Origin of the sequence: Streptomyces sp. NRRL S-920 (assembly GCF_000717945.1) — a bacterium.
Classification (GTDB): Bacteria; Actinomycetota; Actinomycetes; order Streptomycetales; family Streptomycetaceae; genus Streptomyces; species Streptomyces alboniger.
Genome location: NZ_JODF01000025.1, coordinates 15,765 through 28,761 on the forward strand (window position 1 = coordinate 15,765; position 12,997 = coordinate 28,761).

The 12,997-nt window shown below is 72.1% G+C and carries 12 protein-coding genes; all 12 read left to right on the plus strand.

From position 1 onward, the window contains the following. Positions 1-2 precede the first annotated feature (2 nt). The 12 genes from IG54_RS0119195 to rfbC are packed head-to-tail and all read left to right on the plus strand — an operon-like array spanning position 3 to position 12,996. Positions 3-1,526 carry a right-handed parallel beta-helix repeat-containing protein gene (locus IG54_RS0119195; RefSeq protein ID WP_030785395.1) on the plus strand — a complete coding sequence of 508 codons (1,524 nt, stop codon included), beginning with the start codon at positions 3-5 and terminating at the stop codon, positions 1,524-1,526. Position 1,527: 1 nt separating this feature from the next. Beyond that, a complete protein-coding gene (locus tag IG54_RS0119200; protein ID WP_051819665.1) occupies positions 1,528-2,790 on the plus strand; it encodes a hypothetical protein in 1,263 nt (420 codons plus the stop codon). A gap of 8 nt (positions 2,791-2,798) precedes the next feature. Continuing rightward, positions 2,799-4,031: a glycosyltransferase gene (locus IG54_RS0119205; RefSeq protein WP_030785402.1), complete on the plus strand. Its 1,233-nt coding sequence runs from the start codon at positions 2,799-2,801 to the stop codon at positions 4,029-4,031. Continuing rightward, positions 4,028-5,272 (plus strand): class I SAM-dependent methyltransferase, encoded by a 1,245-nt coding sequence (locus IG54_RS0119210; RefSeq protein WP_030785406.1) that lies wholly within the window; start codon positions 4,028-4,030, stop codon positions 5,270-5,272. The genes IG54_RS0119205 and IG54_RS0119210 overlap by 4 nt, the downstream gene beginning before the upstream one ends. Next, on the plus strand, positions 5,269-6,063 hold the full coding sequence (locus IG54_RS0119215; protein ID WP_030785409.1) for a glucose-1-phosphate cytidylyltransferase: 795 nt from the start codon (positions 5,269-5,271) through the stop codon (positions 6,061-6,063). Before IG54_RS0119210 ends, IG54_RS0119215 begins: the two co-directional genes overlap by 4 nt. Then, positions 6,060-6,722: a PIG-L deacetylase family protein gene (locus IG54_RS0119220; protein ID WP_030785411.1), complete on the plus strand. Its 663-nt coding sequence runs from the start codon at positions 6,060-6,062 to the stop codon at positions 6,720-6,722. Before IG54_RS0119215 ends, IG54_RS0119220 begins: the two co-directional genes overlap by 4 nt. Further along, positions 6,723-7,760: an NAD-dependent epimerase/dehydratase family protein gene (locus tag IG54_RS0119225; protein ID WP_030785412.1), complete on the plus strand. Its 1,038-nt coding sequence runs from the start codon at positions 6,723-6,725 to the stop codon at positions 7,758-7,760. Then, positions 7,748-9,031, plus strand: a complete 1,284-nt coding sequence (locus tag IG54_RS0119230; RefSeq protein ID WP_037897442.1) for a DUF4910 domain-containing protein — start codon at positions 7,748-7,750, stop codon at positions 9,029-9,031. The genes IG54_RS0119225 and IG54_RS0119230 overlap by 13 nt, the downstream gene beginning before the upstream one ends. 5 nt (positions 9,032-9,036) lie before the next feature. Continuing rightward, the gene (locus tag IG54_RS0119235) at positions 9,037-10,311 is read left to right on the plus strand and encodes a membrane protein (RefSeq protein WP_030785414.1); all 1,275 of its coding nucleotides are present in this window, start codon (positions 9,037-9,039) and stop codon (positions 10,309-10,311) included. Continuing rightward, positions 10,308-11,255 (plus strand): glycosyltransferase family 2 protein, encoded by a 948-nt coding sequence (locus tag IG54_RS0119240; protein ID WP_030785416.1) that lies wholly within the window; start codon positions 10,308-10,310, stop codon positions 11,253-11,255. The genes IG54_RS0119235 and IG54_RS0119240 overlap by 4 nt, the downstream gene beginning before the upstream one ends. Continuing rightward, positions 11,252-12,448 (plus strand): polysaccharide pyruvyl transferase family protein, encoded by a 1,197-nt coding sequence (locus IG54_RS0119245; protein ID WP_030785418.1) that lies wholly within the window; start codon positions 11,252-11,254, stop codon positions 12,446-12,448. The genes IG54_RS0119240 and IG54_RS0119245 overlap by 4 nt, the downstream gene beginning before the upstream one ends. Continuing rightward, positions 12,445-12,996 carry a dTDP-4-dehydrorhamnose 3,5-epimerase gene (gene rfbC, locus IG54_RS0119250; protein ID WP_030785420.1) on the plus strand — a complete coding sequence of 184 codons (552 nt, stop codon included), beginning with the start codon at positions 12,445-12,447 and terminating at the stop codon, positions 12,994-12,996. The genes IG54_RS0119245 and rfbC overlap by 4 nt, the downstream gene beginning before the upstream one ends. The last annotated feature ends 1 nt before the right edge of the window (position 12,997 follow it).

Below are 12,997 nucleotides of genomic sequence, written 5' to 3' on the forward strand. Positions count from 1 at the left end.
GCGTGGGGATCAAGTGGCGGAACTGGGTGGTGCCGCTGGCGGCGCCGGCCCTGCTGGCGACCGCCTGTACGAGCGGTCCTGACCCGGAGGCGGAGCCACAGAGCGCGCCGTCCACGTCGGGGGCCCGGCCCGTGGCTCGGGTGTGCGCCAACCCCGCGACCGGTCCGGCGAAGGCCCCGGCGGGCGCGGTGACGGTCGACCCCGCGGTGGTCGGTGACCTGGCGGCGAAGACCAGGCGCCACCCTGCGAACACCACGTTCTGGCTGCGGCCGGGCAAGCACCGGCTCAAACCCGGCCGCTACTCCCAGGTCGTCCCCAAGAAGGGGAACCGCTATCTCGGCGCGCCGGGCGCGGTGCTCGACGGCCGGAAATCCAACCGGTACGCGTTCGGTGGCGAGGCCCGCGACGTCACCATCCGCCATCTGACCGTGCAGCGTTTCGTGGCGCCGCCGGACGAGGGCGTGGTCAACCACGACTCGGCCGACGGGTGGGTGATCGAGCACGCGACGATCCAGCACAACTCCGGTGCCGGGCTGATGGCCGGCGCCCGCCAGCGGGTGCGCGCGAGCTGCCTGCGCGCCAACGGCCAGTACGGCATGAACGCGTACCAGGCCGAAGGCCCCCTGCGCGACCTGGTGGTCGAGGGCAACGAGATCGTGGGCAACAACGCCGGCGACTGGGAGCGGCGGCGCAAGGGCTGCGGCTGCACCGGAGGCATCAAGTTCTGGGCCGTCGACGGCGCCGACATCCGCGGCAACTGGGTGCACGACAACCGCGGGGCCGGGCTGTGGGCGGACACCAACAACAACGACTTCCGCATCGAGAACAACGTGCTTGAGGCCAACGACGGTGCCGCGCTGATGTATGAGACCAGCTACAACGCGGTCATCCGCAAGAACACGATCCGGCGGAACAACTGGGTCGAGGGCCGCAAGTACGCCGAGCGCGGCGACAGCTTCCCCTTCGCGACCGTCTACCTGTCCGAGTCCGGCGGCGAACCACGGGTCCAGGCCCGCACGGACAAGATCGAGGTCTACCGGAACGTGCTGGAGGACAACTGGTCCGGAATCACCCTGTGGGAGAACGCCGACCGGTTCTGCAACAGCCCGGCCAACACCTCCACCGGCGACTGCACGCTGCTGGTGCGGCGCGACGACCGCTGCGAACGGCCCGCGATCGCCACCGCGCCCCTCTACTCCGACTGCCGGTGGAAGACCCAGCGGGTCGACATCCACCACAACCGCTTCGCGCTCGACAAGTCCGTCGTCAAGTGCACGGTGAAGTGCGACCGCATGGCGGTGCTCGCCAACTACGGCACCTACCCGGACTGGTCGCCCTACAAGGGCGAGCGGGTGGCCGAGGCGATCACCCACAAGCAGCACAACCGCTGGCACGACAACGTGTACGTCGGGCCATGGACATTCGTCGCCCACGACCCGAGCCGGGTGCTCGACTTCGGGCAGTGGCAGGGCACGCCGTACCGGCAGGACGCGGGCAGCACCTTCCGCGCACGGGACGGTGGTTGAGATGAGTTGGGCCTCCACGGAGCACAAGGAGCACACAGGCCACACGGGCCACACGCCGAAGATCGTCGGCACCGTCTGGGGCCTGCTGGTCCTCAACACGCTCGGCTCCGCCGGGGCGAGGACCATCATCCCGCTGCCCCGATCCCTCATCCAGATGGTCACCATGGGCGCGCTGGCGGCGGCGTTCGCGCTGGCGCTCGCGGTCAATCTCCGGTTACGCGTCCGGCCCAGCGCCTTCGTCCTGCTGCTCACGCTCCTGCTGGTGCCGAGCGTGATCTCCAGCGCGAACCTGGAGTCCGGGTTCGGCGCCCTGTTCCGCTGCGCGCGGCTGGCTCTCTTCGTCGGCACCCTGTGGCTGCTCAGCCGCTGGTGGGACGGCGGCCTGACGTTCGTACGGCACCACATCCGGATGTACTTCGCGGTGCTCGGGTCCGTCGCCGTCGGCGCGCTCGCCGCACCGGGCGCGGCCATGCCCGACCTCTACGGCGGCCGCCTCGTCGGCGCGCTGTGGCCGCTCACCCCGCCGCAGATCGGACAGTACGCCGCGGTCATCATCGGGCTCACCGTGCTGCTCGTCATCGGCCGCAGGACCGACAGGGCCGGCGCGGCGGTCATCATCGTGCCCTCACTCGTCCTGCTGGCGCTGACCCACACACGTACGGCCACGCTCGGCCTGCTCATCGGGCTGACGCTGGCGATCGGCTCGCTCCTGCTCACCAGCGCCGTCGCCCGCCGTTTCTTCACCTGGGCGGTGCTCTGCGCTGTGGTGGCCGCGGTGGGATTCGCCTCCGCGCTGCGGGCGTGGTTCCTGCGCGGGCAGCGCCAGGAGCACCTCACCAGCCTCACCGGACGGGCCAAGGTGTGGGACGCGCTGCTGGCGGCGCCCCGGACGACCACGGAGAAGGTGTTCGGCATGGGTCTCGGCGACAAGTCGTTCGGCGGGCTGCCGATCGACAACAGCTGGCTGGCCGTCTACCACGAGCAGGGCTGGACCGGCGTCACCCTCGTGGCGGCGGTCGTCCTCGTGCTGAGCGGCGTCGCGTTGCTGCGGCCGCCGTCCCTGGCGAGGGCCTGCGCGATCTTCCTGATCAGCTACTGCGCGATCGCGTCGTACACCGAGGCCGGGCTCGGCGACGCCTCCCCGTATCTGCTGCATCTGGCCGTGGCCGCCTCCCTGCTGGCGGCACCCGCCGCGGCCACGCCCCGCGCGACGCCGAGAACCCCCAAGAGACATGTCCCGCGATGGGCCCAGGATCGGAGGTGACGTCACACATGCACGTCCTCGTGGTGCACAACCGCTACTCCTCGGCACAGCCGAGCGGTGAGAACAGGGTCGTCGACCAGGAGGCGGAGCTGCTGCGCGCGGCCGGCCACCGGGTCGACATGTTCGAGCGGCGCAGCGACGACATCGCCACCCGGTCCCTGCTGGCCAAGGCCGCGGTGCCACTGCTCGTGCCGTGGAACCCGGCGGTCCGCACGGAACTCGCCGCCCGGCTGCGCGCCGAGCGACCGGACGTGGTGCACGTCCACAACGTCTTCCCGCTCCTGTCGCCCGCGGTCCTCGCCGCCTGCGCCGACGCCGGTGTACCCGCCGTCGCCACGCTGCACAACTACACCCAGATCTGCCCGCCCGGCACGCTCCAGCGGGACGGCCGGCCGTGCGCCGAGTGCGTCGGGACGACACCGCTGCCCGCCGTCCGGCACGGCTGCTACCGCGGCTCCCGGCTCGCGACGGTGCCGCTCGCGGTCAGCCTGTCGGTCAACCGGCGGCGGTGGTGGTCGGGCGTGGAGCGGTTCCTCTGCATCTCCGCGGCGCAGCGCGACGTCCTGGTGCGGGCGGGCCTGCCGGCCGGACGGCTGGCGGTGAAGCACAACTTCGTACCCGACTCGGGTCCGCCGCGATCGGGCACGGGCGAGCATCTGCTCTACCTCGGCCGGCTCGCGGAGACCAAGGGCGTACGACTGCTCATGGCGGCCTGGGACGAGATCGCGGCCAGCGGCGGTGTGGGCGTGCCGCTCGTGATGGTCGGCGGGGGGCCGCTGGAGGGGGAGGTGCGCGCCTGGGCGGCGGGCAGGGACGACGTGCGCTACCTCGGCCTGTACGACCCGGCGCGGTGCCGGGAGGTCATCGCGCGATCGGTCGCCGTGGTGGCGCCCTCGACCTGGCTGGAGGCGTTCGGCCTGGTGGTCGTGGAGGCGATGGCCGCGGGAGTCCCGGCCGTCGCGGCCGGTCACGGCGCCTTCGTCGAACTCGTCGAGGACGGAGTGGCCGGGCTGCTGCACCGGCCGGGCGAGTCCGCCTCGCTCGCGTCCTGTCTGCGCCGGATCACGGCCGATCCGGTGCGCAACCAGAAGATGGGCCGGGCGGCCCGGCGCCGATACGAGCAGGGCTTCAGCCCGGTCGTCGGCCTTGAGCGCCTGGTGGAGGAGTACCGCACCGCGATCGCGGGTCGGACGGAATCGGAACCAATGGGGGGCAACACATCAATGGGGGGCACTACATGACACGATGCCGACTCTGCGGCTCGGAAGCGATGGCGAGCGTCGTCGACCTCGGGGCGACACCACCCTGCGAGAGCTTTCTCGCCGCGGACCGACTGGACCAACCGGAACCCGCTTACCCGCTGCACCTGCGGGTCTGCACCGACTGCTGGCTCGCGCAGCTCCCGCCGCTGATCACGCCGGAGGAGACGTTCAGCGAGTACGCCTACTTCTCCTCCTTCTCGACCTCCTGGGTGGAGCACGCGCGCACCTTCGTCGCCGACACGGTGCGGCGCCTCGGTCTCGACCCCGCGGAGAAGGAAGCCTTCGTGGTCGAGGTGGCGAGCAACGACGGGTATCTCCTGAAGCATGTGAGGGACCGCGGGATCCGCTGCCTCGGCATCGAGCCGTCGGTGAACGTCGGCGCCGCGGCGCGGGACGCGGGCGTGCCGACGCTCACCGAGTTCCTGAGCCCGGCCACCGGCAAGGCCGTCCGCGCCGAGCACGGCCCGGCGGACCTGGTCGTGGCCAACAACGTGTACGCGCACATCCCCGACGTCGTCGGGTTCACCCAGGGGCTGCGCGCTCTGGTCGCCGACGACGGCTGGGTCTCCATCGAGGTGCAGCACCTGCTGACCCTGATCGAGGAGAACCAGTACGACACGATCTACCACGAGCACTTCCAGTACTACACGGTCGCGTCCGCGGTCCGGGCGCTTGCCAGCGGCGGACTTGCGCTCGTGGACGTCGAGTTGCTGCCCACGCACGGCGGCTCCATCCGGCTGTGGGCCCGGCCGGCCGAGGCGGCGGGCGAGCCCAGTCGCCGCGTGAGCGACGTCCTGGCCCGCGAGAAGGCCGCCGGACTCCAGGAACTCTCCGGGTACACCGAGTTCTCCGCCCGGGTGGCCAAGGTGCGCAGGGACCTTCTGAAGTTCCTCATCGAGGCGGCCGAGCGCGGCCAGACGGTCGTCGGCTACGGCGCCCCGGGCAAGGGCAACACCCTGCTCAACCACTGCGGCATCCGGCCCGATCTGCTCCCGTACACGGTCGACCGCAACCCCTACAAGCACGGCAGGTTCACCCCGGGCACCCGCATCCCGATCCTGCCGCCCGAGCGGATAGCCGCCGACCGACCCGACTACGTCCTCGTCCTCCCGTGGAACCTGCGGGCCGAACTGGTCGAGCAGCTGTCGTTCGTGCACGAGTGGGGCGGCCGGCTCGTCTTCCCCATCCCGGAACTGAGCATCGTCGAGGTGACGTCATGAAGGTCGTACTGTTCTGCGGCGGTTACGGGATGCGGATGCGCAGCGGTGCCGCGGACGACGTGCCCAAGCCGATGGCGATGGTCGGCCCGCGCCCGCTGATCTGGCACGTCATGCGCTACTACGCGCATTTCGGGCACACGGAGTTCATCCTGTGCCTCGGCTACGGGGCGCACCACATCAAGAACTTCTTCCTCACCTACGAGGAGACGACGTCCAACGACTTCGTGCTGCGGGGCGGGCGCACCGAGCTGCTCTCCACCGACATAGCCGACTGGACGATCACGTTCGCGCAGACCGGCATCGAGTCGCCGATCGGGGAGCGGCTGCGCCGGGTGCGGCACCACCTGGACGGCGACGAGATGTTCCTCGCCAACTACGCCGACGTGCTGACCGACGCCCCGCTGCCGCGGATGATCGACCAGTTCGCCGGGCGTGACGCCGGCGCGTCGATGATGGTGGTGCCGCCACAGTCCTCGTTCCACTGCGTGGACCTGGGCGAGAACGGTCTCGTGGGAGGCATCACCGCGGTGAGCGATCTGCCGCTGTGGGAGAACGGCGGCTACTTCGTACTCCGCCAGGAGGTCTTCGACCACATCCCGGAGGGCGGGGACCTGGTCGCCGACGGATGCGCCCAACTGGCCAAGCGCGGCCGTCTCGTGGCGCACCAGCACCGCGGCTTCTGGAAGCCGACCGACACCGTGAAGGAGCGGGCCGCGCTCGACGACGCCTACGCCAGGGGTGACCGTCCCTGGGCCGTGTGGGAGCGGGACGGCGCGGGGGCGAGGGCGTGATCCGGCTCGGCACCGGACGCCTGGACCGGCTCGTCGCGGTGGGCGCGCACTGCGACGACATCGCCATCGGCGCAGGCGGCACGCTGCTGACGATGTGCCTGGCCCGGCCGGGCCTCCGCGTCGACGCGCTGGTGCTCACCGGCGGTGGCTGCGAGCGGGAGCGGGAGGAGCGGGCCGCGCTGGCCGCCTTCTGCCCGGGCGCCGATCTGCGGCTGACCGTGCTCAAGCTGCCGGACGGCCGGCTGCCCGCCCACTGGGAGGAGGCCAAGGCCGCCGTCGAGGAGCTGCGCGAGCGGACCGAACCGGATCTCCTGCTCGCACCGCGCACCGACGACGCGCACCAGGACCACCGCGGCCTGGCACGCCTGCTGCCCACCGCGTTCCGCGACCACCTCGTGCTCGGCTACGAGATCGTCAAATGGGACGGCGACCTCGGCCGCATGGGCGTGTACCAGCCGCTCTCACCGGAGGTCGCCGAACAGAAGGTGCGGTTGTTGCAGGAGCACTACCCCTCGCAGCGGCACCGGCCCTGGTACGACCGGGAGGCATTCCTCGGCCTCGCGCGGATCCGCGGTATCGAATGCCACGCGCGCTACGCCGAGGCGTTCGCCACCACCAAACTCACGCTCGATCTCGGCACCTTCCATCAGGGGGAATGAATGCGCGTACTGCTCACCGGACACCAGGGCTACCTGGGCACCGTGATGGCCCCGGTCCTCACGGCCGCCGGACACGAGGTCGTCGGCCTCGACGCCGGCCTCTTCGCCGACTGCGTCCTCGGCCCGCCACCCGCCGACCCGGCCGGGCACCGGGTGGACCTTCGCGATCTCACGGCCGAACACGTGGCCGGGGTGGACGCCGTGATCCACCTGGCCGCGCTCTCCAACGACCCACTCGGCTCGCTGGCGCCACAACTCACCTACGACATCAACCACCACGCCTCCGTACGCCTCGCCCGCCTCGCCCGCGACGCCGGTGTGCGGCGCTTCCTGTACGCGTCGACCTGCTCGGTCTACGGTGCCGCGGGCGGCGGCGACCTGGTGACGGAGGACGCCCCGCTGCGCCCGGTGACGCCGTACGCGGAGTCCAAGGTGCGGGTGGAGGACGATCTGCACGCGCTGGCCGACGGCGACTTCAGCCCCGTGTACATGCGCAACGCCACCGCCTTCGGCTACTCACCCCGGCTGCGCGCCGACATCGTGCTGAACAACCTGGTGGGCCACGCCCTCCTGTCCGGCGAGGTGCTGGTGATGTCCGACGGCACCCCGTGGCGCCCGCTGGTGCACGCCGCCGACATCGCGCGGGCCTTCACGGCCGCACTGACCGCGCCCCGAGAGGCCGTGCACGACCGGGCGTTCAACATCGGCAGCGAGACCAACAACGTCACGGTCGCCGAGATCGCCGAGCAGGTCGCCGCGGCGGTGTCCGGCTCGAAGGTGGTGATCACCGGGGAGACCGGTGCCGATCCGCGGTCGTACCGGGTGGACTTCTCCCGGTTCCGCGCCGCGATACCCGGCTTCGACTGCGAGTGGACCGTGAAGCAGGGCGCCCTCGAACTCGCCGACGCCTACCGCACGTTCGGCCTCACCCGGGAGGACTTCGAGCAACGCTTCACCCGGCTCGCGGTGCTGCGCGCGGCGCTCGCTCAGGAGGGCGGCGCCGGAGCCGTCGACGACACCCTGCGCTGGCGCCGATGACCACACCCGGCGAGGAGATGCACGCCCTGGTGGAGCGGCTGTACCCGCTGTGCCGGAGCATCACCGGCGACGGCGTACGTGCCACCCTGAAGATCGTCGACGAGTACGTCCCGCTGACCGTGCACGAGGTGCCGACCGGGACGCAGGTGCTCGACTGGACGGTGCCGCAGGAGTGGAACATCCGCGACGCGTACATCGCCGACAGCGCGGGCGACCGGGTCGTCGACTTCGCCGCGTCCAGTCTGCACGTACTCGGCTACAGCGTTCCGGTGGCGGCGACCATGCCGCTGGCCGAGCTGCGGGAACACCTGCACACCCTGCCGGACCACCCGGCGTGGGTGCCGTACCGCACCAGCTACTACCAGCCGCGATGGGGATTCTGCCTGGCGCAGGAGACCCTGGACGCGATGCCGGACGGCGAGTACGAGGTGCGCGTCGACTCCACGCTCGCCGACGGTCATCTCACCTACGCCGAGCATGTCATCCCCGGGCAGGTCGCCGACGAGGTGATCGTCTCCTGCCACGTCTGCCACCCGTCCCTCGCCAACGACAACCTCGCCGGCATCGCGGTGGCCACGTTCCTGGCCCGGTCCCTCGCGGAGCGAACGCCGTACTACACCTACCGGTTCATCTACGCGCCCGGCACCATCGGGGCGATCACGTGGCTGGCCCGTAACGCGGAGCGGATCGAGAAGGTCAAGCACGGCCTGGTACTGGCATGCGCCGGGGACGCGGGTCGGCTGACGTACAAACAGAGCAGACGCGGCGACGCCGAGATCGACCGGGTGATGCGGCACGTCCTCGCCGCCGACGAACGCCCGCACGAGATACGGGAGTTCACTCCCTACGGCTACGACGAGCGCCAGTACTGCTCGCCCGGCTTCGACCTCGGCGTCGGCTCGCTCAGCAGGACCCCCTACGCCGACTACCCCGAATACCACACCTCGGCCGACAACCCCGACTTCGTCTCCCCGCAGGCCATGGCGGACACGCTCACCGTCTGCCGCGAGGCCTTCGCCGTTCTCGACCGCAACCGGCGGTACGTCAACCTCAGCCCCTACGGCGAACCCCAGCTGGGCCGACGGGGGTTGTACGACGCGCTCGGCGGCCGCAGCGACACCAAGCAGGCCCAAATGGCCCTGCTCTGGACGCTCAGCCTCTCCGACGGCCGGCACAGTCTGCTGGACATCGCCGAGCGGTCCGGCCTGCCCTTCGACACCGTCGCCGAAGCGGCCGACGCCCTGCACGGCGCCGGGCTGCTCAAGGCGTGACGCCGATGACCGCCGAGGGGGAGAAGCGGAGCGCCGGGCGGGCCATGGCCGGCCGGCTGTCCTGGGGCCTCGCCGACCAGGCGGCCTCCAGCATGACCAACTTCGCCGTGGGCATCTACGTGGCACGCTCCCTGGGGCTCGCCGCGTTCGGCGTGTTCAGCCTGGCCTGGGTGACCTACGGCGTGGTGCTCAACGTCTCCCGCGGACTCGCCACCGATCCGCTCGTGGTGCGCTTCAGCGGTCCGCCGGACGCGTCCTGGCGCACGGCGGTGGCCAGGTCCTCGGGCGCCGCGCTCGGCATGGGCACCGCGCTCGGCGCGGCGTGCGTGCTGATCGGCCTCGGCCTCGGCGGCCGCGTGGGGCCCGCGTTCGTCTGCCTCGGCGTCGTCCTGCCCGCACTGCTGCTCCAGGACGCCTGGCGGTTCGCGTTCTTCGCCGCGGGCACCGGGCGAAAGGCGTTCACCAACGACCTCGTGTGGGGCGTCGCGCTCGTCCCGGCCATGGTGGTGGCGGCCCACGTGGGCAGCGTGGCCGCGTTCGTGCTCGCCTGGGGCGCGTCCGCGGCGGTGGCCGCGGTGTACGGCTGCCTCCAGTCCGGCATCCGGCCCCAGGTGACCGGTGCGCGCGCATGGCTCCGCGCGCACCGCGACCTCGGCTACCGGTACCTCGTCGAGAACACCTGCGTCAGCGGCGCGAGCCAGCTGCGCGCGTACGGGCTCGGCGCGATCGTCGGCGTCGGCGCGGTGGGCGCGGTCCGGGGCGCCGAACTCCTGCTCGGCCCGTTCCTCGCCGTACTGATGGGCCTGTCCCTGGTCACCGTCGCCGAGGCGGCCCGCGTGCTGCGGCGGGCCCCGCACCGCCTCGCCAGGTTCTGCCTCCTCCTCGGCGGCGGCCAGGCCGCCGCCGCGCTGCTGTGGGGCGCGGCGCTGCTGCTGATGCCGGACCGGTTCGGCGAACTCGTCCTCGGCGGCGTATGGCACTCCGCGTCGGAACTCATCGTCCCGGCCACGCTCGGCGTCGTGGGCGCCGGCCTCGGCACCGGCGCGGCGGCCGGGCTGCGCGCGCTCGCCGCGGCCCGCCGCAGCCTGCGCAGCCAGCTGTTCGCCTCCGCCTGCTACGTCGGCGGTGGGCTCGGCGGGGCCGCCGCCGCGGGCACGGTCGGCTCGGCCTGGGGCGTCGCCGCCGCGACCGTCGGCGGATCGGCCGTGTGGTGGCTGCACCTGCGGTCGGCCCTGCGCGAGCGCCACCACAACCCCATCCCCGAAGTGAGGACCACATGACCGCCCACCCCCGGCTGAGCATCGGCCTGCCCGTGTACAACGGCGAGGAGTACCTCGCCGAGGCGCTCGACGCCCTGCTCGGCCAGACCTACGAGGACTTCGAGCTGGTCGTCTCCGACAACGCCTCGACCGACGCGACGCAGGACATCTGCCGCGAGTACGCCGCCCGGGACCCGCGCATCCGGTACATCAGGCTGCCCCGGAACATCGGCGCCGCGCCGAACCACAACTACGTGTTCACCGAGTGCCGCGGCGAACTGTTCAAGTGGGCCTCGCACGACGACCTGTACGCCCGCGACCTGCTGCTGCGCTGCGTGACAGCGCTGGACGAACGGCCGGACGCCGTCCTCGCGCACAGCGGCCAGGCCGTCATCGACGGCGACGGCCAGGTGAAGGTCCCCTACGCGTACGGGCTGGCCACCGACTCGCCGCACCCACCGGAGCGCTTCCGCAGCCTGCTGTTCGAGCCCGGCGGCGACGACTTCTACGGAGTGATGCGGGCCGACATGCTGCGCCGGGTGAAGCCGCACGACAGCTACCACCACGCCGACCGCACGTTCGTCGCCGAGATCACCCTGCACGGCCCCTTCCACCAGGTGCCGGAACTGCTGTACTTCCGCCGCGACCACCCCACGCGCGCCGAGCGGGCGAACCCCTCCAAACGCTCCCGCTGCGTCAACCTGGACCCGCGCCGGGCGGGCCCGCTGCACCCGACGCCCCGGCTGCTCGCCGAGTACGTCTGGGGCTTCGCCTCGGCGATCCGGCGGGCGCCGCTGTCCACGGCCGACCGGCGCGCCTGCTACCGCCACCTGGCCGCGTGGATGGCCAGCAGGGTCCGGCCGGGCGCCGGCGAGAGGGTCGAGGACCGCGCCCCGGCCGACCCGGCCGAGTCCACGGTCTCCGTCGACGCCCTCGTCGCGGGCCGTGAGGGCAGGCGGACGTGACACCGGTGCGGGTAGGGGTCTTCGGCCTGCTCGGGTCCGGCAACCTCGGCAACGACGGCTCGCTGGAGGCCGTCCTCGGCTACCTCCGCGCCGAGCATCCGCGGGCCGTCGTCGACGCGCTGTGCGGCGGGCCCGGGACCGTCACGGCCCGGTACGGCATTCCCGCGACACGGCTGCACTGGTACCGGGGGGAGTACCGCACCGCGTCACGGGCGGGCGCGGTCGCGGGGAAGGGCCTCGGCAAACTCGTCGACGCCTTCCGCACCGCCGCCTGGGTGCGAAGGCACGACGTGGTGATCGTGCCGGGCATGGGCGTCCTGGAGGCCACGCTGCCGCTGCGGCCGTGGGGTTTCCCGTACGCGCTGTTCCTGCTCTGCGCGTCCGGGCGGCTCCTCGGCACCCGCGTCGCGCTGGTCGGCGTCGGCGCCGCCCCGATCGGCAACCGGGCGACCCGGGCCCTGGTGCGCTGGTCGGCACGGTCAGCCGCCTACCGGTCGTACCGGGACACCCTGTCCCGCGACGCGATGCGGGCGATGGGCGTGGACACCGCGCGCGACGAGGTCTACCCCGACCTCGCGTTCGCCCTGCCGGCGCCGCCCACGGGCACCTCCACGGGCACGGTCTGCGTCGGCGTCATGGACTTCCACGGCGGCGACGACGACCGGGACAGAGCCGAGGAGATCCACCGGCGCTACCTCGAAGGAACGACCCGCTTCGTCCGCGCACTCGCCGAGGGCGGCCGACCGGTCCGGCTGCTCACCGGCGACGCGTGCGACGCGCCGGTGGTCGCCGCGATCCTCGACGCGGTGGACTCGCCGCTGGTCACCGCCGCCGAGGCGGCCTCGCTCGCCGATCTGATGAAGGAGACGGCGGCCGCCGACGCCGTGGTGGCGACCCGGTACCACAACCTGGTCTGCGCGCTGAAGGCCGGCACACCCACGCTCGCACTCGGGTACGCGGCGAAGAGCGACGCGCTCATGGCGCGGATGGGCCTCGGCGCGTACTGCCACCCGGCCGGCGAGATCGACACCGACCGGCTGCTGGAACAGTTCCGGGAGCTGGAGGGGCGATCGGCGGAGCTACGGCAGACCCTCACCGAGCGGAACAAGCACACCGCACAGCAACTAGACGACCAGTTCACCGCCTTGACCAGAACGCTGTTCAAGGCCACCGCCCGGCAGGAGACACCATGAAAGCCACCGAAGTCCCGGCGATCCGGGGCGCTCACCTCTTCGAGCCCACGCCGTACGCCGACGAGCGCGGCTTCTTCTGCCGCACCTTCGACGCCGACGTGGTCCGCTCCGCGGGCCTCGACCCGGACGCCTTCGTCCAGGACAGCCTGTCCCGCTCGGTCCGGGGCGTGCTGCGCGGCCTGCACCTGCGCTCCGGAGCGGGCGAGGCCAAGCTGGTGCGGTGCTCGTACGGGAAGATCTTCGACGTCGTCGTGGACCTGCGGGCGGACTCGCCGACCTACCGCAACGTGGCCTCCTTCGAGCTGTCCGGCGACACGCAGGCGACCCTGTACGTCCCCGCGGGATGCGCGCACGGCTTCCAGGCGCTGACCGAGACCGCCGACACCTCCTACCGGATCGACCGCCCGCACGATCCGGCCGAGGACGTGACGATCGCGTTCGACGACCCGGAACTCGCCATCCCCTGGCCGCTGCCGGTCACCTCGATGTCCCGGCGGGACCGGGAGGCACCGAGCCTCGCCGAGGTCCTGAAGCGGACAGAGAGCTGAG

Bases quoted from the DNA above. Each gene is read 5' to 3' on its own strand.
- IG54_RS0119200 (WP_051819665.1), top strand. From the start codon at position 1,528: ATGAGTTGGGCCTCCACGGAGCACAAGGAGCACACAGGCCACACGGGC.
- IG54_RS0119205 (WP_030785402.1), top strand. From the start codon at position 2,799: ATGCACGTCCTCGTGGTGCACAACCGCTACTCCTCGGCACAGCCGAGC.
- IG54_RS0119210 (WP_030785406.1), top strand. From the start codon at position 4,028: ATGACACGATGCCGACTCTGCGGCTCGGAAGCGATGGCGAGCGTCGTC.
- IG54_RS0119215 (WP_030785409.1), top strand. From the start codon at position 5,269: ATGAAGGTCGTACTGTTCTGCGGCGGTTACGGGATGCGGATGCGCAGC.
- IG54_RS0119225 (WP_030785412.1), top strand. From the start codon at position 6,723: ATGCGCGTACTGCTCACCGGACACCAGGGCTACCTGGGCACCGTGATG.
- IG54_RS0119235 (WP_030785414.1), top strand. From the start codon at position 9,037: ATGACCGCCGAGGGGGAGAAGCGGAGCGCCGGGCGGGCCATGGCCGGC.
- IG54_RS0119240 (WP_030785416.1), top strand. From the start codon at position 10,308: ATGACCGCCCACCCCCGGCTGAGCATCGGCCTGCCCGTGTACAACGGC.
- rfbC (WP_030785420.1), top strand. From the start codon at position 12,445: ATGAAAGCCACCGAAGTCCCGGCGATCCGGGGCGCTCACCTCTTCGAG.